The sequence below is a fragment of the Acetobacter sp. AC2005 genome, from assembly GCF_037901235.1.
Lineage (GTDB): Bacteria > Pseudomonadota > Alphaproteobacteria > Acetobacterales > Acetobacteraceae > Acetobacter > Acetobacter oryzoeni.
In genome coordinates, this window is the sequence record NZ_CP149625.1 from 1,377,501 (window position 1) to 1,396,380 (window position 18,880).

Below are 18,880 nucleotides of genomic sequence, written 5' to 3' on the forward strand. Positions count from 1 at the left end.
TGCCGAAGCTGTGGGTGCATATCTATGATATGCGCGGTAGCGGAGCGTTCCGTAAGTCTGTGAAGGAGACGGGGTGACCCTCTCTGGAGATATCGGAAGTGCGAATGCTGACATGAGTAGCGACAAACAGTGCGAGAAACACTGTCGCCGAAAGTCCAAGGGTTCCTGCGCAAGGTTAATCCACGCAGGGTTAGTCGGCCCCTAAGGCGAGGGCGAGAGCCGTAGTCGATGGGAAACAGGTGAATATTCCTGTACCTGCCAGAAGTGACGAATGCGATATGTTGTCAGGTCTTAACGGATTGACCTGGCTTTTGGAGCATTCCAGGAAATAGCTCTGGCGTATAGACCGTACCCGAAACCGACACAGGTGGACTGGTAGAGAATACCAAGGCGCTTGAGAGAACGATGCTGAAGGAACTAGGCAAATTGCTCGTGTAACTTCGGGATAAGCGAGACCCGTTGGTGGGCAACCATTGGCGGGTGGCACAGACCAGGGGGTAGCGACTGTTTATTAAAAACACAGGACTCTGCGAAGTCGAAAGACGACGTATAGGGTCTGACGCCTGCCCGGTGCCGGAAGGTTAAGAGGAGGTGTGAGAGCGCTGAATTGAAGCCCCGGTAAACGGCGGCCGTAACTATAACGGTCCTAAGGTAGCGAAATTCCTTGTCGGGTAAGTTCCGACCTGCACGAATGGCGTAACGACTTCCCCGCTGTCTCCAGCATCGGCTCAGCGAAATTGAATTCCCCGTGAAGATGCGGGGTATCCGCGGTCAGACGGAAAGACCCTATGAACCTTTACTGCAGCTTTACAGTGGCATCAGAGACATTCTGTGTAGGATAGGTGGGAGGCTTTGAAGCAGGGGCGCCAGTTCCTGTGGAGCCATCCTTGAAATACCACCCTGAATTTTTCTGATGTCTAACCGTGGTCAGTTAGCCTGATCCGGGACCCTGTATGGTGGGCAGTTTGACTGGGGCGGTCGCCTCCCAAAGTGTAACGGAGGCGCGCGATGGTGGGCTCAGGCCGGTCGGAAACCGGCTGTTGAGTGCAATGGCATAAGCCCGCCTGACTGCGAGAGTGACAGCTCGAGCAGAGACGAAAGTCGGCCATAGTGATCCGGTGGTCCCGCGTGGAAGGGCCATCGCTCAACGGATAAAAGGTACTCTAGGGATAACAGGCTGATCTCCCCCAAGAGTCCACATCGACGGGGAGGTTTGGCACCTCGATGTCGGCTCATCACATCCTGGGGCTGGAGCAGGTCCCAAGGGTTCGGCTGTTCGCCGATTAAAGTGGTACGTGAGCTGGGTTTAGAACGTCGTGAGACAGTTCGGTCCCTATCTGCCGTGGATGTTGGAGACTTGAGAGGATTTGTCCCTAGTACGAGAGGACCGGGATGAACATACCTCTGGTGCACCGGTTGTCGCGCCAGCGGCACCGCCGGGTAGCTAAGTATGGAAGGGATAACCGCTGAAAGCATCTAAGCGGGAAACCCACCTCAAAACTAGGTCTCCCTGAGGGTCGTGGTAGACCACCACGTTAATAGGCCAGGTGTGAAAGCGTGGTAACACGTGCAGCTAACTGGTCCTAATCACCCAATAGGCTCACTCTCTTACTGTCCCCTTAAAAGGACAGCCCGTGCACAGAAATCATCCATATAACGCCTACTTCTTCATAACCAACCGTCCTCCACACACACCCTTACAGGGTGGACTGGATGACCTGGTGGCCATGGCGGGGAGAGATCCACCCGATCCCATCCCGAACTCGGCCGTGAAAACCCCCAGCGCCTATGATACTGTGGCTTAAGCCACGGGAAAGTCGGTCGCCGCCAGGTCTTCCAATCCACCCTACACAAATCTTACCCCTACAAATTTCAACACATCTTCAACCGCGGGGTGGAGCAGCCCGGTAGCTCGTCAGGCTCATAACCTGAAGGCCGCAGGTTCAAATCCTGCCCCCGCAACCATATCTAAAGCCCCGCTCAACCAATCGGTTGGCGGGGCTTTTTTGCGTCACAAAAATCTCTGGATACTTTGGTGTCCGCGGCGGGATTCGAACCCACGGCCCCAGGATTCATACCACTTCAGCTTTCACTGCCGTCGCATCTTATTGTGCAACGTTCGTGGTCTGGACTGTCCCTTTACCATAAACCTAATCATCTCAGGTCGTTAGGTACTGCCCGTCCAGTCTCTACACCTTCCTTGATCTATAAAGGCCAAGGCTTGGCTCGGGATTGGCACAATCTGGTTGCCCAGATTAAGCGTTCCCCGACTTTGAGCAGATTCACTATAATGTTTCCAATTATAGTGCCCAATTCAATAGGAATCCTGTGCTCTATCCTGCTGAGCTACGCGGACACACGCTTTTCGTATACTGAAAGAGGCTATCAGGAACAAGAGATAAAACGAACAAGCCTATCGTCTCGCCTGCATGGCTGCCCGTGCTGTTAAAGTGGAAACATACCGTCGGCACAGCAAGGCATCGGGGCTTCCTGTTTGTTTACAGGCATATTCCAGTGCCTGCGTTTCTTCCACGGCTTTGGTAAGGGCAGGGAGAGACCACAACTCTAATGCCCTGTTAAAACTTGCCGTACGTTTAAAAAAAATTGGGGGACGAAGTAATTTAATAGCATCACTCCGACTAACCCCCGCAGCCATAGCAGCTCTTACACGGCGAAGCCTGTGCAGATGCCCTAGAAAAGACCTTGCGATGGCAATGGGGCTTGTATCTTCAGCCAATGCTCTTTCTAGGGCTGTATCTGCAGCAACACGGTTGCCCTCTGTTGCTGCAAAGGCGGCATCTTCCAAAGAGACACTACCTGCATCTCCTATGCTTGCACGAACATCATCTAATGTCAGGTTACCAGCATCACCGGCATACAAGCATAATTTTTCTATTTCACTACGCGCTGCTGCACGGTCTGCGCCAAGCCGACTGGTTAACCAATGCAGAGCATCAGAATCAATACGCACATTATGCTCTGCGAGCATACGCGTAATAGAGGATTCCAGATTGCGACCTTCTTCAGGGTAACAGCCTATACTGGCGCAGTTAGGGTGTTTTTCCAGAAGGTTACGAAGCTTGGAGCGGGATGAAAGGCCCGGAGCTTCCAGAATAACAAGCGTATCACTGTTTTGAGCCAGAAAGGCTTCTAATGGCTTGAGCAGGGAATCGGATGCATCACGCACACGTACCACACGACGCCCTCCCATAAGGGAAAGAGCCGTGGCTTCTTCCATCAGCTTGTCATGAGTTTCACGGTCAAGAACAGCAACCCGAAATGGATCATCTGCTGACCCGGCTATTTTAATAACAGCATCCTGAGCGCGTTCTTTAATAAGCCCTGTATCTTCACCATGCAGAAGAAGGATGCGCCATGCGCCGGGGTCAGCCAGAACGCGGGATAGGTTGCGGGCGTCTATCTTCATGAAATAAAAGCCGGCTTAATACTGGCTAGGCCCACCACGCCCGGTTGCCATATCTGGAATCGCATCTGCACCTTCCTGTTCCATAGGCACTTCTTTGTCGGATTCTGGCATGGCTGTTGGAATGGGATAAAAAGCTTTTGGCCCTTGGTCACGTGAGACAGCAGGGGCTGCCTGAGTGCGGAACCACGTAGAAACCTGCTGAGTAATTTGCTCACCAAGGGTTTGGGCTACGCGGCCCATAGCTGTTTCATTATTTAATGTCTGAGCAAAATACTGTTCGTACGTATTGGTGTAACCATCCATTGTGGTGGCATCACCCTGTGCCAGTAACTTGGGGTTTTGCTCTACAGTAAGCAATTGCCAATGGGCATGGCCGGTAATACGCGTGCGCCCAGATGTGTTGTCTGAGTGAATGTCGATCGCTTCAGCATTGAAGGAGGGCATTACCATCAGTGTATATTTATGTGGGTCTTCTGGCCCATCTGCAGACATTTGTTGTTGCAGGGCCAAACGCAACTGTTGGCCTGTGCGTTCTGGTATATTGGCAACGTAGATTTCTTTAAGCTCAGAATTAACATCTACGTTGTTCTTCCCGTTTTCTCCATACAAAGGCTGAAAGCCGCAACCGCTCAGCACAACTGGCAAAGCAACCAGTGGCGCCATTGCCAGAGCAAGACGTGCGGAGCGAAGGAGAAAACGGGAATAAGCCATTAGCCTGCCGTTACAAAGTTAACAATACGGTTAGGAACATGCACGCGTTTTACAATGCGCTTGCCTTCCAGAAGCCGCGCCACGTTAGGCTCTGCTTCTGCGCGGGCTACAACAGCTGCGGCATCTTCATCTGGTTGCGCTTCAATAGTGCCGCGCAGTTTGCCCATAATTTGCACAGCAATTGTAATATGCGTTGCTGTAAGTAGTTCTGGGTTGGCTTCTGGCCATGTTTGCTGAGCTGCCAAGCCGGCAGAAGGCAGAACCAGTGCAAACATTTCTTCAGCCAGATGTGGCATCATCGGTGCACAAAGAAGGCACAGTGTCTGTGCAGCTTCACGGCGAGCAAAGGCCATGCCAGGAACCGTTGCGGATTTTTCCGCTTCAGCCAGAGCAGATGTCAGTTCGTGGATACGGGCAACAGCCACGTTAATGGCAAAACCTTCCAGAGCTTCCGTTACAGCAGCAATGGTGCGGTGTGTGGTGCGGCGTAGCGTATCAGCCTGACGGTCAATGTCTGCGGGGCATTCTGTTGTGGCGGGAATATCCTGCGCAACTGTGCGAATAGTGCGGAACAGGCGCTGGCTAAAGCGGGCAGCACCAGCCACACCAGCTTCTGTCCATTCCATGTCGCGTTCAGGCGGGCTGTCAGAAAGCACAAACCAACGGGCGGTATCGGCACCAAAGCGCTCAATAATGGCAACAGGTGCAACCGTATTCCGCTTGGATTTGGACATTTTTTCCACCCGGCCAACGGTTACGGGCTCGGTGGTGCCGCGTTTCACACAGCCATTTGCTGTGCGCTCCACTTCTTCTGGATACAGCCAGTTACCCGCAGAATCCTTATAACTTTCATGGCTCACCATGCCTTGGGTGAACAGTCCGGCAAAGGGTTCGTCCACATCCAGATGCCCAGTGCGGTGCATGGCACGGGTGAAGAAGCGAGCATACAGCAGATGCAGAATAGCGTGTTCAATACCGCCGATATACTGATCGACAGGCAGCCAGCCATCAGCAGCTTCTCTCACCGTCGGGGTAGGTGCATGCGGTGCTGTAAAACGGGCGAAATACCAGGAGCTATCTACAAACGTGTCAAACGTGTCTGTTTCACGCGTGGCGGGTTTGCCGCATTTCGGGCAAGTCGTGTGCTTCCATGTGGGGTGATGGTCCAGCGGGTTGCCGGGTTTGTCAAAGGACACATCATCCGGCAGCTCAACAGGAAGTTGCTCATCCGGCACAGCAACCGGGCCGCAATCTGCGCAGTGAATGATAGGGATAGGGCAACCCCAATAACGCTGGCGGGAAACACCCCAATCACGCAGGCGCCAATTAACCACACCTTGCCCGATGCCCAGACCTTCTAGGCGGGAAATAGCTTCTTTCCGGGCTTCTTCAGTAGAAAGACCATCAAGGAAGCCGGAATTGATCATGGTGCCATCGCCGGTATAGGCGGTGGTGGTGATAGCAAAATCAGCCTGATCTTTGCCAGCAGGCAAAACAACAGGTGTGACAGGCAGGTTATATTTATGTGCGAAGTCCAGATCGCGCTGGTCACCGGCCGGGCAGCCAAACAGCGCGCCTGTGCCATAATCCATCAGCACAAAATTGGCGATCCAAACCGGAAAGCTTTCATCCATAAACGGATGGTTTACCCGCAGGCCTGTATCAAAGCCGCGCTTTTCAGCCGTTTCTACAGCTTCTACAGATGTGCCAAGCCGGCGACATTCTGCCACAAACTCTGCGGCTTGTGGGTTCTGCTGAGCAGCCCATGCAGCCAGTGGGTGATCTGGTGCAATAGCCAGAAAGGACATGCCAAACAACGTATCTGGCCGGGTGGTGAACACCTCTACAGCATTCAGGTTTTCATCAAGCCCAGCAGGTGGCTGATGCAGGGAAAAGCGCAGCTTTGCCCCTTCAGAACGGCCAATCCAGTGTTCCTGCATGGTGCGCACGCGTTCTGGCCAGCGGTCTAGCGTTTTAAGCCCGTTCAGCAGATCTTCGGCAAAGTCAGTGATTTTCAGGAACCACTGTGAAAGCTGCTTTTTCTCAATAGGGGCGCCAGAACGCCAGCCCTTGCCATCAACCACCTGTTCATTTGCCAGAACGGTCTGATCAATCGGGTCCCAGTTGACCCAGCTTTCACGCCGTTCAACCAAGCCACCTTTCAGAAAATCCAAAAAGAGCTTCTGCTGCTTGCCGTAGTAGTCTGGCAGGCAGGTTGCAATTTCTCTATCCCAGTTCAGAGAAAAGCCCAGACGCTGCAATGTGCCGCGCATGGTGGCAATGTTGTTCAGCGTCCATTCCTTGGGGTGCACGCCACGTTCACGCGCTGCGTTTTCTGCTGGCAGGCCAAACGCATCCCACCCCATGGGGTGCAGCACAGAAAAACCACGTGCGCGCTTATAGCGGGCAATCACATCCCCCAGTGCGTAGTTGCGCACATGCCCCATGTGCAACTGCCCAGACGGATAGGGGAACATTTCCAACACATAGTATTTGGGCTTGTTCGCTGGGGGAACGTCAGGAACGGTGAAGATACCGGCATCTGCCCAGGCTTTCTGCCATTTGGGTTCAACCGTATTGAAATCATAGGACGTGGGCGTGCTGGAAGACTGGGACATGAATATTCTGTGTCTGAGACCTGAATGAAAGGGAATGTGAAAAAGGCGCCGGGATAAAATCAGCTATCCCGGTTGCCATTATCGGCCCGCAGCTTACGTGCGCGGGAGAGAATACGTGCTGCAATATCAGATGCGGTATTGGGGGCAGGTGGGGTATCTACCCATTCTTCCCCTTGCTTGATCTGGCGGAACACGCTCAGGCGCAGGGCATCGGACCGCAGGCGCTTGTCCAGAATAAAGGCGGTCACCTTAAAGCGTTCATCATGTGCAGCAGGTGGGGTGTACCAGTCTGTCAGGATAATACCGCCTTCTGCATCTGCGGTAGAAACCGGCAGGAAGGAAAGGGTATCAAGGGTTGCGCGCCACAAATAGGCATTTACACCCCCTTTGAGTTCTGCATCACCACCAGATGCTCCGCGGTCTTCGGCCAGTAGATGGTTGCGCGGTGCTGTCAGACCATTGTCTGATCTATCACCTGAAGAGCACGCAGCTAACAGGCCGAGGCCTGCACATGCGGTAAGCAAGGTGCTGGCGTGGCGGAACCCGGCAGGCGCATGGCTGGCGGCGGGACGGCAGGGCATGAGACGACGAAGCATGGTGTCGGTACGGCTCCTTCAGCGCTGGGTATCCGTGTTTCCCGGTCGCCTTTGCAAATGTTCAGGTCTGGCTTCGGGGTCAAGAGAGTATTCTGCTTATCTCATATCCTTTCAGTTCTGTCCCGCCAAGCATTTGCTGGGGAGAGATGTTCAGCCGCGTGTTGAAAACGGGGGTAAGGCAGGAGAAATCATGCCTCGAATACGTATGCGCGGTTGATGCCGAAGGGATGCAATATAACTCAGCGCGTTACAGCAACGCAGTTCAAACCCTGCTGCTTTAAGGACATACAGATTGTATCTGTCTGAGCAGAGGGAAGGCCTGCCAAGCGTGAGCGCCACACAGATTGCCCGCTATTTTTAAGGGCAATCCGGTCTATGCGATCTTCTGCGCCAGCGAGAGCAGGCGTGGCTTGATGCGCGATCTGGATGGCATGCTGCGCTCTCTCCTGCGAGGAAAAAGCTCCAATTTGGATAATGGCCCCGCCAGAGGGTGTGTTCTGCTGCCATACCATTGCAGGCCCAGAAACGGGTGCGGTGTTGGCGGCCGGATAAGTTGGCGGTGTGTCTGTTACTGGTTGGGTATCAGCGGAAGATGATACCGCAATAGCATTGCCATCAGTAGCAGAAGGTGCTGGGGGCTGTATGTCATCTGTAATAGGCGGCGCAATGCCTGGTGAGGCAATGCTGGCAATCTGTTGAGCGGGCGCCACCGCCACAGCGGGTGCGGTTGTTGGGGTTTGCGTGTCTGCAATGGCAATTGCGCTTGCGGGCGTAATGCCACTAGGCACCGGATCATTCAGATGCGGAGAAACGGACGCCAGATAAGCTTTGGCATAAGAAGGCAGGGCTGTATGGCGAGAACGGTGGTTTTCCATACATTGGGGGCCACAGCTATAGGCCGCCAGAAAATCGGGAGAACCAAACCTGTCATACAACTGGCGAATGTAACCACTGCCCGCCATAATGTTGTCGTGCGGATTATAGGGATCCGAGCCAAGCTGGTAGCGTTTGGCGAGCTCCCGGTAGGTATCTGGCTTAATCTGCATCAACCCCACGGCACCGTGCACAGAACGTGTGAGATGGCCATGCATGTATTGGTGGCCCCCAGATTCCTGTTGCATGACAGCCCTGATCCATGCCTGTGGAATGGAAAAGCGGGTGGAGGCTTCCTGAATATAAGGCCCCCATTTATCTACGGCGGGGCCGGGTGGATTGTAGCTGGAACGAGGTTGGTTCGCGCAGCCTGCCAACATGGCAAGGCTGGCAAAAGCCATTAAAAACCGCTTTTTCTGACGCAAGAAAACAGCCAAAGAACAACCCATACGCAAAGACATGCTGCTTATGGTGCGCTGTGCGCCTGTGTGATGCAATCCTGATTTTACGCGAATAATGAAGAACTGGTATTTTACGGCGTTTTATGTGTTTTGGCCGCGACTTGGCGCATCAGATCCGGGTTGGTCCGGCGGATCTGCCCTGCCCGTAAAACACTGGCAGTGGAATAGGCAGGAGAAGCCACCCATTCCTGCAGAAACTGCAAGTCGGACAGGCTATCCCGTGTTTTATGCCCAGTGGAAATATTTGTGTTCTGGTGTGTCATGTTCAGTGTCGTATTAGGTTTACGCAACATGGCGCAGATCCTGTGATTATCCTGCATTTATTGTTTGATTGTCAGGCAAAGGCCCAAAAGAGGTTTGGGTTCACCCAGCTTTTGAAAAACTGGGGTTTGTAAGGCAATAAGATTATGTCAATTTCAAGAACAGAAGCTCAAAATAACTTTTTTATTATCATGTTATTCAGCTGATTTCTTTTGGGGTCACGAACGCTTTTTATTCTGACTTTTTAAAATATCCGTACCCAAAGTTTCCAAGGCCTGCCGTAAAGGGCCTTCTTCCATGTCAGGAAGTGTGCAAATTACGCCGGTTTTCTGGGGTTTTTTGCGTTGTAGGCGGGGGCGCATACCTGCGGCTGGGTCCTGCACAAAGCGCAGGCGGCTCACCAAAGGCTCTCCACACCATGTGTTGATACGTGCAATGAGCGTATCCCCCAGATGCTGAAGTTCCATGGCAACAGGGCCTGCGCATGCAATGGTTAATGTGCCAGCAGAAAGACGGCGCGGGCTTGTAACAGCCGCATGTGCCGGGCCCACCACATCTGGCCATTGGCTCATCAACAAAGCCCCTGTAGGGGAACGCCGACGAAAAGCCGGTGCCGTAACGGCTGGTAGCAGTGCGGCAAGGCTACGCAGGTTTCTGGCCCGTGGCGGAGGGGCTGCTTCCGTCTTTTGAGGGCTGCGGCGCATGCTGCGGCTTTTAGGTGTTGTTACAGCCTTGCCGCCGTTGGCTTCCTTCTTCATAACTGCCTCCGTGACACATCCATCAGCCCATGCATTGCTTCATTGGTATGACCGACACCGCCGCACTCTGCCGTGGCGTGTTGTCGGCCAATCTCATCCAGACCCGTATCGGGTATGGCTGAGCGAGATCATGCTACAGCAGACCACTGTTAAAGCGGTTGCCCCATATTATCTACGCTTTACGGAAAAGTTTCCGACTGTGCAGGCGTTGGCAAGTGCTGATCGGGATGACGTTTTGGCAGCATGGGCCGGGCTGGGTTATTATTCCCGCGCACGTAATTTGCACGCCTGTGCGCAGGCCGTGGTGGCGCTTGGTGGGTTTCCGCAAGATGTTGAGGGTTTGCGCGCCCTGCCGGGTATAGGCCCATATACGGCGGCTGCGGTGGCGGCCATTGCTTTTGGGGTGCCAGTGGTGCCTGTAGATGGCAATGTGGAGCGTGTAACGGCGCGCTTGTTTGCCATTACGGAACCATTGCCCCCAGCCCGTAAAAAATTGGCGCAACTGGCCAGAACATTAAATGCAGACGCAGAAGCGCAGGAACGACCATCAGACTTTGCTCAGGCTTTGTTTGATTTGGGTTCTTCTCTGTGTTCTCCACGCGCTCCAGCATGCGGCTTGTGCCCATGGCAGGGGGAATGCGCAGCCCACAAACAAGGTATTGCAGCCGAATTGCCGCGTAAGCTGCCTAAGGCAGAGAGGCCCGTACGCTATGGCGCAGTTTTTTTTGCGCAAGATGCTGCAAGGCAGGTTCTGCTACGCAAACGGGCGGAGAAAGGACTTTTGGCAGCCATGACGGAACTGCCCGGCACCGAATGGCGATTAGAAAGCTGGAGCGAGGCAGATATTCTGCAAGCGGCTCCATTTGCAGCAGGCTGGAAGTTGGCTGGGCGTATTAAGCATGTGTTTACACATTTTACCTTATATCTGGATGTGTATGTGGCCCAGATAAAGCATTTTTCCAATCAGGCTGTGAGTGATGGTTTTTTGGTGCCTGTGGAATGTGTGAAAGATACAGCGTTACCTTCTGTGATGCAGAAATGCTTTGAAAAAGGTTTAAGCTGTTTGAAAGAAAAGAAGTCATAAACATGGTTTTTCATCATATTCCGACTCAGCCACAACATGCACAGGCTGCTCCGCGCGTTGGTATCTTGCTGGTTAATCTGGGTACACCGGATGATACAGGCTACCGGGCTGTACGCCGTTATCTTTCCGAATTTCTGTCTGACCGCCGGGTAATAGAAGGGCCCCCAGCACTTTGGCAGCCCATCTTGCAAGGGGTTGTGCTAACAACCCGCCCGCGTAGGAGCGGGAAAGCCTACGCGCGTATCTGGAATACCCATAAAGATGAAAGCCCCTTACGCACCTATACGCGCCATCAGGCTGAAGCACTGAGTGAACGGTTTGCGGCACAAAACGTGCCTGTTGCGTGGGGTATGCGTTATGGCACGCCCACTATTGCGCAAGCGCTGCACGAATTGCTTGAAAAAGGGTGTGATCGTGTTTTGTGCATGCCGCTTTATCCGCAATACAGTGCTACAACAACAGCCACTGCAAATGACCAGTTGTTTCGTGCGCTGATGCGTTTGCGTAATCAGCCTGCCATACGCACGCTTCCATCATTTCCGGATAACCCAGCTTTTATTAAGGCTATTGCAGATTCTATCCGTCTGGCTGAGGCAGAAGCCGATATTCCTTTCCAGATGGTTGTCGCCTCCTTTCACGGTTTGCCAGAAGAATATGTGCGCAAGGGTGATTCCTATCGGGCGGAATGTGAAAGAACTGTTGTGGCCTTACGCAAGGAGTTGGGGCGGGATGAAACAACCCTGCCCATGACATTCCAATCCCGGTTTGGGCCAACCAAATGGTTGGAGCCTTACACGGCGCCATTTATTGCTGGTTTGCCGGAAAAAGGCATTACCAGCATTGCCGTTGTAACGCCCTGCTTTATGGCGGATTGTCTGGAAACACTGGATGAAATCGGCAACGAAGTGCGCGAAGAATTCATACAAGCTGGTGGGCAGGAATTTACGCTGGTGCCATGCCTGAATGATACGCCTGCCAGCATTGATTTGCTGGAGGCTTTAGCGCATCAGGAACTTGCAGGCTGGCTATAAGGGTTTTGCCATCTGGTTATGTAGGACCTATGTGGGATTCTACTCGGCCAGGGTTTTGGGTGCCTTTACACGTGGCGCGGGTGTTTTGTCTGGAAACAGGCAGGGGTTTTTAGCATTGCAGCGCCAGCACTCAGGTTTTCTGGCTTTGCAAACATATCTTCCCTGAAGAATCATCCAATGGTGGGAAGGCTGGATCATTTCCAGAGGAATGCGGGCTTCCAAAGCTTTTTCAACAGCCTCTACTGTTTTGCCTCGTCCCAGCCCAGATCTGTTGGCCAAACGAAAAACATGCGTATCTACCGGCACGGTAGGTTTGTGGAACGCAACATTCAGCACGACGTTTGCTGTTTTGCGTCCTACACCCGCCAGTTTTTCCAATTCCTCCCGCGTGCCGGGCACTTCGCCATGATGGTCTTCTACAAGTTGGCGGGAAAGTTCGACAACATTCTTAGCCTTATTGCGCCATAGCCCAATGGTGCGAATAAGTTTACCCACTTCTTCTTCCCCCAGTTCCACCATGGCGGCAGGGGTGGGGGCGGCGTCAAACAAGGCGGGAGTTACGCGGTTGACGGAGGCATCTGTTGCCTGAGCTGAAAGTACAACGGCCACCAATAGCGTAAAGGGTGTGGTGTAAAGCAGTTCCGTTTTGGCATCTGGCCATGCTTGGGAAAGGTCTGTCAGAAAACTGTATATTTCCTGAGGTGTCATATCCCGTGGTGCAATAGCAGCAGGTTTATTCCCCGATGTTGCTGGGGCCGGTTTTTTGGTTGCCGTACGTTTTTTTGCGCGCGGCTTATCCGTCGGTTTGTCTGAGGTCACGGGGGCTGCTGTGGTGGGTTTTTTGGCCATGGGGCAGTGTAACGCGTCTGGCCGTATGGCGTCCATGCTGATGCGTATTCCAGATTTGCAGGGCTTTATGTCTCGGGATACACAGCGCATCGGTTCTGTTTTTTCAGGTTTTTATCATGTCACAAACTTCAGAAAGTCATGTCGAATCCGGGCGTAAGGCATCGCTTTTTGTAGATGTGCTGAAGTTTGTGGTGCGGCGCTGGCTGGCGTTTCCCCTGCCTTTAACCATAACAGCCGGGAGCATTTTGGCCGCAACGGTAGCTGATGTGCTGATGCCTTTGGCCGCCGGGCGTTTGGTAACAGATGTTTCCGCCCCGGCAGTGCAAGCAGGCAAAGTGCATGATGCGCTCTGGATGCTTGGCGCCATGGCGGCATGCGGGTTTGGGAATGTGCTGTTAAAGCGGTACGCTTATTTGGGCATTACGCACCTGACCACTCAGGTCATGCAGAAAATAGGTTCTGAAGCTTTTGCGCATGTACAAAAGCTTTCTGCAGAATGGCATGCCAATACGTTTGCAGGTTCCACGGTGCGGCGGTTAACGCGCGGTATGTGGGCTGTGGATATGCTGGATGATACGCTGCTTTTAATGCTGATACCCGAAGCGTGCCTGCTCGTGCTGACAACCTTGGTGCTGGGGTGGCATTGGCCGTTTATGGGGGCCATTCTGGGCGTGCTTTCCATTTTGTTTATTGTGCTTTCCTGCACGTTAACGCTGCGTTACGTGGCACCATCTGCTCGCGCTGCCAATGCGTGGGATAGCCGTATGGGGGCGGCTTTGGCAGACGCCATAACCTGCAATACGGTTGTAAAAGCTTTTGGCGCAGAAAAGCGTGAAGAAAGCCGCCTACAAGCACTTATTTCTAAATGGCGAGAGGCCACCGTTCATACATGGACCAAAGGCACAAACAGCGCCAACATTCAGGCAACCGTTGTAAAGTGCATGCGCCTTGTACTGGCCGGTGCTGCTGTTTGGTTATGGTGGAAGGGGCGTGCAGGCCCGGGTGATGTCGCCTATGTGCTGACCATGACCTTTTTGGTGCAGGGATACCTGCGCGATATTGGGCAGCAGGTTTCTGTCGTGCAGAGATCTGTGAATGAAATGGAAGAATTACTGGCGTTGTGGCGCACGCCTGCGGCGGTAGCAGACCCTGCCAACCCAGTGCCCTTACAAGTGAGTGCGGGGGAAATCTGTTTTGAACATGTCTTGTTCAAATATCCGGGGCAGGAGCGCGCTCTTTTTACAGATCTTTCCGTTACCATTGCCGCAGGTAGCCGGGTGGGGTTGGTGGGGCCTTCTGGTTCAGGAAAATCAAGTTTCATTAAACTGCTACAGCGCTTTTATGTACCGCAGTCAGGCAGCATTTTGATTGATGGAACAGATATTGCGCGCGTGCGTCAGTCTGATTTGCGGGCCAACATTGCTTTAGTGCCTCAGGAGGCCGTGCTGTTTCATCGGAGTCTGGCAGAAAATATTGCTTATGGCAGGCCAGATGCCACGCCAGAGCAAATTGCGCAGGCGGCTCAATTAGCCAACGCCGCTGGTTTTATTGATAGGCTTCCCGAAGGATACCAAACGCTGGTGGGTGAGCGAGGGGTCAAACTTTCGGGCGGGGAACGTCAGCGTATTGCCATTGCGCGCGCCTTTCTGGCTGATGCCCCCATTCTTGTGTTGGATGAAGCCACTGCTAGCTTGGATTCCGAATCCGAAGCGTTGGTGCAGGAGGCAATGGAGCGCCTGATGACAGGCCGCACAGTGTTGGTGGTGGCGCACCGCCTTGCCACTGTTGTGGGGCTGGACCGGATTCTGGTTTTTGAACACGGCCAGATTGTAGAAGATGGCGCACATACAACGTTGATTCAGCAACAAAATGGGCTGTACCGTCGGCTGTATGACTTGCAGTCTCTTTAACGCGCCTTGGTGCGGAAGAGACCAAAAATATGTACATAAGTAGTTTGGGGAGATTTTCATCTCTGGCGGAGGGGAAGTCCGCCTAACTGACGTGTCTGCGTGTGCCCACATGGTTCAAAAACCCCTAGAAAATTAACAACTTGTACGCTCTTGTGTGTCTGCGTGGGTCTGGACGGGTCTGCGTGACGCTGATTCTAAGGGGGGTAATAAGGTGGGGGAAATCAAGTGAGCAGGCTCGCACCGCATCAATTGACCGCTATGCAGGTATCCAGACTTAAGAGCGGATCTCTCTGTGATGGTGGCGGGTTATGGCTCGTGGTCTCTGGTGGCTCTCGGTTGTGGGAGTTGCGTTTCAAGTCTCCTGCAACACGAACGCGCCGTCAGATGAGCCTTGGAAGCGCCCATGTTTTTACCCTCGCAGAAGCACGGGAAAAAGCTGCTACCTGTCGGCGTATGATTGCCAACGGTCTTGATCCGATTATTGAACGAGAAAAGGAAAAGACAGCTCGAAAGCTGGAAAGCGGCATTACCTTTAAGGAAGTGGCAGAGCAATTCATTCAGGAGAAAGCGCCTGAGTGGAAAGACCGCAAGGGTGTGGCTACCTGGCAGGGGTCTTTGTCGCTGCATGTCTTTCCTGTGTTTGGAAGTAAAGCTGTTCGTAATGTGGATACTCAGGACGTCCTTGCCGCCCTCCGTCCAATTTGGACAAAAAAGACAGAAACAGCAGATCGCTTGCGGGGCCGTATTGAACGCATACTTGATTATGCCCGCGCTCATGGTTGGCGGGAGGGTGAGAACCCTGCTCTCTGGCGTGGGCATTTGTCCGCCACGCTTCCTACCCCATCCAGACTGGTACAGGTGCAGCACCTCAGGGCTGTAAAATGGCAGAATATTGCTGCCGTGATGGCGACCTTGCGATCATCGGAAGGAATGGGGGCTAAAGCTGTAAGGTTTGTCTGCCTGACAGCAGCCCGGTCTGGTGAAGTTAGAGGGTGCTTGTGGGGAGAGATTGATGAGCGTGCCCGTCTATGGACAATTCCAGCTCACAGGATGAAGGCCAAAAGGGAACACCGCGTACCTTTGTCTGATGATGCCTGTGAGGTTCTGTCTGAGGTGCGCCTTTTGCACAAAGAGTCAGCGGATGAGTATGTGTTCCCAGGTCATCGTGCTGGAAAGCCATTGTCCGATGTGGCGCTTAGCAAAGCCCTACACATTGCAGCCAAGTGCAATAGCGAGAATGAGGACGTAACAGTTCATGGTTTGCGTGCCACGTTTAGGAACTGGACTGCCGATACAAATGCTTGTTCGGGTGATGTGGCAGAATTGGCCCTCGCTCATGTTGTAAAGAACAAAGTGGAAGCGGCTTATCGCAGGACCGATTTGCTGGAGCAGCGTCGTTCCCTGATGAACGCGTGGGGTGTTTATTGTCGAGGGTAACCTGAAATCTCAAGCAGGTTACTTTTTTTGTGGGTAACCGTGGTAACTTGGTAACCGATCCTCTGAAACCGCAGAGAACTGACATTTTTTATGTATGGTAACGGTTACCATGCAGGGAAATTCACAGGTAACCATGGTAACCGACACTTGCGCCTGTTGGGTTTGCGCATCAAAAATTTAGTTGGGACAGACTGGAAGCCTTAGTCGGTTAATAAGGCTTCCAAATTGGTGCGAGTTTGCTTCCACAATATCTGGTGCCTTGCATACAATTGCGCACAATAATTTTTATGAGCACGCAATTTATTCATCTGGAAACATACTCCAGAAAAGTCGACAGACAGGGGCGATCGGTTTCGTTTGTTTTGGCTGAAGCCGCCCGTGAGGCATGGGCCTGTTATCATGTAGCCCGGCCGGAGCCGCCGGTTATTTTGCATGGTCTCCATCCTCTAGATGTGCTGGCCAATCATGATGAACTGGTCACCTCGCAGCGCATCAAAACGGCGACAGGCATACGCGCGATACGTCGTGATCAACATACGCTTTGGGCACTGGTATCGTCCTTCAACAGTTCACCCTCCGACTACTCTGAATGGGAGCAGCGCACTTTAAAATGGCTGCAGGAGAAATATGGAGAACGTATAGTTTCGGTGGTTCGCCACACAGATGAAAGTTGCCCACATCTGCACGCCTATGCATTGCCAGCGGCGCCAGAGATGCAGGCAAGAAAACTTCACCCAGGAGCAGTGGCAAAGGATAAAGCCATCCAATGTGGTGCTTCCAATAGGGCAGGGGATGCAGCTTACCGATCAGCGATGAGGGAACTGCAAAATGATTTTTGGCTGGCGGTTTGTGCTCCATTAGGTATTCCGCGACTTGGCCCCTCCAGACGCAGAATGAGCCGAGCAGAGTGGCACCGGGAAAAAACCGAGCGAAAATGTAAGGCTGCTGCGGTCGCGAAGATTTCCCATGACATGAAGAAGTTACGAGAGGCCGAGGCCTGTTTGAAAAAATGGCAGCAGGATCTAGAGCAGGCTTATCAGGATTTGCGTAAGGATCATGCTCAGATGCGGCGTGAGATCAAGCAGCGCTTGCTTGCCGAGCATGAGCAGAAGATGCGGGAGTTGGTACAGCTATATGAAGCGGAGCGAGAGAGATGTCTGTATCTGCAGGAGAAGCTTGAACAGGTAGCGCCTGATGAGACGTATTCATGGCAGGAGTCGCTCTAAGTGCTGGATGGAGTATATATGATTGATCTTGAAAAATGATACTAAAATATAGTATCTAACAAGACATGAAAGCCAAGCACCGCCGCACATTGGAGTTGATTTTCAAACGTCCTGTTTCGGGCAATGTGCCATGGGCAGACATTGAAGCTTTATTTGTTTCCCTAGGGGCGGAGGTGTCTGAAAGAGAAGGCTCCCGCATAGGGGTGTTCCTGTTTGATGAGGTGAAGGTGTTTCACAGACCTCACCCCAAACCGGATACCGACAAGGGTGCTGTAGCCTCTGTGCGAAAATGGCTTGAGCAGAATGGAGTGACGCCATGAACAACGTAATGGAAATTGGCGGCCATCGGGCTGTTATTCAGTTTGATCCTGAAATCGGGATGTTTCGGGGGGAGTTTCTGGGGCTGAACGGAGGGGCTGATTTCTACGCAGATAGTGTGGCAGGCCTTCAGCAGGAAGGGGAAGCTTCCCTCCGTGTATTCATGGAGATATGTGCCGAAAAGGGCATTGATCCCGTGAAGCATTATTCAGGCCGGTTTGTTGTGAGATTGCCGGAAGAGGTCCATGCACGGGCAGTCGAGATTGCTGCAGCGCGTGGTGTCAGTCTTAACCGACTGGTGCAGGATGCTCTGGCGCAGGTTGAAGGATAAACTGTCCCGCGTCTCTCAAATCCGCCAATTCGGCGGGTTCATCATTCATCTTTCAATGCGGCTGCCAGCAGGCCGGAAACACCTGCTCCTTTTACTTCGATGGCCTGGCCATCTGGACCGCTATGTTCCAGAGCAAGGCGTGGTTTCCCATACGCTCTGTCCAAAATGGAATTGGCAGCAGAGACGCGGGCGGCTTCGCTTTCGCCATTTTCAGCGATGAAAGCCAATGTAGCGATGGCAGTATCGGTATAGGCTTGGGCAATTTCCTTGATTTCGCGTGTAGCCTTGTTGGGAGTGCCTTTCTGCCTGCCGCCTGTTTTGGGAGTTCCGGTCTTGCGTCCTGCCATCTCTATTTCTTTCTATTTTAGAAATGCATCACTCTCTCAAAGAATATCGGTTCTGTACATAACAACATCATACATCCAGATTTTTGGCAGTTATTAGGGAAATCCGAATAGCTAAAAACTGCATCGTGAGGTTTGCGCCCGCGGCGGGGAAAGTCAGTAGTCGAGGGCATCACCATCATGGTTACACCCTTAGCTTCTGCGGGTATGGTTATGATGACCATGCCCTTTGAACGCGGGTGGGGTGCCCCACAATGGGGCCTGTGCAGAATTGCATACCCTAGGCGAAGGGGTGTGCTCACATCTGAGCAGGCCCCATCATGACCGTTGCTCAGATGTGAGGCAACGAGGCCGCTTAGTGTGTGTCCTGATAGCGCGCCACCGTGGCGCGGATATCTGTACCACCATAAAGGTGGTGCGGCGGAGAACTGGATGAGAAATCAACTATCAGGATTTTCCGAATGGTTGAAATCGCGTTTTGGATTTCAGTTTTTTTCAGTAGGTTAAAAGCCGTTTGGCCCGCCGTTTTCTTGCTGTAACCAGCCCGAACAGCGGCCTGCGTAGCGTTACTTTGCTGCGTGCCTGAAACATCAGGACGAGGCGTTGCTTTACCGTTGTAAGAACAACGCTGCCTGAAACATCAGG

At 52.9% G+C, this 18,880-nt stretch carries 16 protein-coding genes, 1 tRNA gene, 2 rRNA genes and 1 pseudogene (1 of these 20 running past the window's edge); 10 read left to right on the forward strand and 10 right to left on the reverse strand.

Annotated features, from left to right (window positions below; translation table 11 throughout):
• The 3 genes from QQM41_RS06720 to QQM41_RS06730 form a co-directional block, all read left to right on the forward strand.
• Positions 1 to 1,608, forward strand: a 23S ribosomal RNA gene (locus QQM41_RS06720); it begins 1,135 nt to the left of the window's first position.
• 109 nt (positions 1,609 to 1,717) lie between these two features.
• A 5S ribosomal RNA gene (rrf, locus tag QQM41_RS06725) occupies positions 1,718 to 1,833 on the forward strand.
• Between the two features lie 55 nt (positions 1,834 to 1,888).
• A tRNA-Met gene (locus QQM41_RS06730) sits at positions 1,889 to 1,965 on the forward strand.
• 448 nt (positions 1,966 to 2,413) lie between these two features.
• Here the strand turns inward: QQM41_RS06730 and holA are convergent.
• The 7 genes from holA to QQM41_RS06765 all read right to left on the reverse strand — a co-directional run bounded on the left by holA (position 2,414) and on the right by QQM41_RS06765 (position 9,705).
• Complete coding sequence (holA, locus tag QQM41_RS06735; protein ID WP_339076652.1) at positions 2,414 to 3,427, reverse strand: DNA polymerase III subunit delta; 1,014 nt, start codon at positions 3,425 to 3,427, stop codon at positions 2,414 to 2,416.
• 15 nt (positions 3,428 to 3,442) lie between these two features.
• Complete coding sequence (locus QQM41_RS06740; protein ID WP_339076653.1) at positions 3,443 to 4,138, reverse strand: LPS assembly lipoprotein LptE; 696 nt, start codon at positions 4,136 to 4,138, stop codon at positions 3,443 to 3,445.
• Positions 4,138 to 6,756, reverse strand: a complete 2,619-nt coding sequence (gene leuS / locus QQM41_RS06745; RefSeq protein WP_339076654.1) for a leucine--tRNA ligase — start codon at positions 6,754 to 6,756, stop codon at positions 4,138 to 4,140. The genes QQM41_RS06740 and leuS overlap by 1 nt, the downstream gene beginning before the upstream one ends.
• Positions 6,757 to 6,815: 59 nt before the next feature.
• Positions 6,816 to 7,352 carry a DUF3576 domain-containing protein gene (locus tag QQM41_RS06750; protein WP_014457565.1) on the reverse strand — a complete coding sequence of 179 codons (537 nt, stop codon included), beginning with the start codon at positions 7,350 to 7,352 and terminating at the stop codon, positions 6,816 to 6,818.
• A 239-nt stretch (positions 7,353 to 7,591) separates the two neighbouring features.
• Entirely contained in the window at positions 7,592 to 8,686 is a 1,095-nt protein-coding gene (locus tag QQM41_RS06755; protein ID WP_339078080.1) for a transglycosylase SLT domain-containing protein, read from the reverse strand.
• Positions 8,687 to 8,757: 71 nt separating this feature from the next.
• Complete coding sequence (locus QQM41_RS06760) at positions 8,758 to 8,979, reverse strand: hypothetical protein (RefSeq protein WP_128106113.1); 222 nt, start codon at positions 8,977 to 8,979, stop codon at positions 8,758 to 8,760.
• 186 nt (positions 8,980 to 9,165) lie between these two features.
• A complete protein-coding gene (locus QQM41_RS06765; RefSeq protein ID WP_339076655.1) occupies positions 9,166 to 9,705 on the reverse strand; it encodes a DciA family protein in 540 nt (179 codons plus the stop codon).
• A 10-nt stretch (positions 9,706 to 9,715) separates the two neighbouring features.
• On the opposite strand from QQM41_RS06765, the gene mutY reads away from it, so the two are divergent.
• A complete protein-coding gene (mutY, locus tag QQM41_RS06770) occupies positions 9,716 to 10,789 on the forward strand; it encodes an A/G-specific adenine glycosylase (RefSeq protein ID WP_339076656.1) in 1,074 nt (357 codons plus the stop codon).
• A 2-nt stretch (positions 10,790 to 10,791) separates the two neighbouring features.
• A complete protein-coding gene (gene hemH / locus QQM41_RS06775; protein WP_050818756.1) occupies positions 10,792 to 11,820 on the forward strand; it encodes a ferrochelatase in 1,029 nt (342 codons plus the stop codon).
• 39 nt (positions 11,821 to 11,859) lie between these two features.
• Here hemH and nth read toward each other — a convergent pair whose 3' ends face one another.
• A complete protein-coding gene (nth, locus tag QQM41_RS06780; protein WP_339078081.1) occupies positions 11,860 to 12,717 on the reverse strand; it encodes an endonuclease III in 858 nt (285 codons plus the stop codon).
• Positions 12,718 to 12,785: 68 nt separating this feature from the next.
• Here nth and QQM41_RS06785 point away from each other — a divergent pair, with 68 nt between their 5' ends.
• The 5 genes from QQM41_RS06785 to QQM41_RS06805 all read left to right on the forward strand — a co-directional run bounded on the left by QQM41_RS06785 (position 12,786) and on the right by QQM41_RS06805 (position 17,891).
• Entirely contained in the window at positions 12,786 to 14,579 is a 1,794-nt protein-coding gene (locus QQM41_RS06785; RefSeq protein WP_339076657.1) for an ABC transporter ATP-binding protein, read from the forward strand.
• Between the two features lie 225 nt (positions 14,580 to 14,804).
• Positions 14,805 to 16,016, forward strand: coding sequence for a phage integrase central domain-containing protein (locus tag QQM41_RS06790; RefSeq protein WP_339076658.1), 1,212 nt, complete (start codon positions 14,805 to 14,807; stop codon positions 16,014 to 16,016).
• 287 nt (positions 16,017 to 16,303) lie between these two features.
• On the forward strand, positions 16,304 to 17,242 hold the full coding sequence (locus QQM41_RS06795) for a plasmid recombination protein (RefSeq protein WP_339076659.1): 939 nt from the start codon (positions 16,304 to 16,306) through the stop codon (positions 17,240 to 17,242).
• Positions 17,243 to 17,307: 65 nt separating this feature from the next.
• The gene (locus tag QQM41_RS06800; RefSeq protein ID WP_006116155.1) at positions 17,308 to 17,562 is read left to right on the forward strand and encodes a type II toxin-antitoxin system HicA family toxin; all 255 of its coding nucleotides are present in this window, start codon (positions 17,308 to 17,310) and stop codon (positions 17,560 to 17,562) included.
• A complete protein-coding gene (locus tag QQM41_RS06805; RefSeq protein WP_124296192.1) occupies positions 17,559 to 17,891 on the forward strand; it encodes a type II toxin-antitoxin system HicB family antitoxin in 333 nt (110 codons plus the stop codon). Before QQM41_RS06800 ends, QQM41_RS06805 begins: the two co-directional genes overlap by 4 nt.
• 41 nt (positions 17,892 to 17,932) lie before the next feature.
• Here the strand turns inward: QQM41_RS06805 and QQM41_RS06810 are convergent, their stop codons facing one another.
• Both QQM41_RS06810 and QQM41_RS06815 read right to left on the reverse strand, forming a co-directional pair.
• Entirely contained in the window at positions 17,933 to 18,238 is a 306-nt protein-coding gene (locus tag QQM41_RS06810; protein ID WP_012812715.1) for a hypothetical protein, read from the reverse strand.
• Positions 18,239 to 18,590: 352 nt separating this feature from the next.
• Positions 18,591 to 18,752 (reverse strand): annotated as a pseudogene (locus QQM41_RS06815) (hypothetical protein); the annotation flags it as partial.
• Between the last annotated feature and the right edge of the window lie 128 nt (positions 18,753 to 18,880).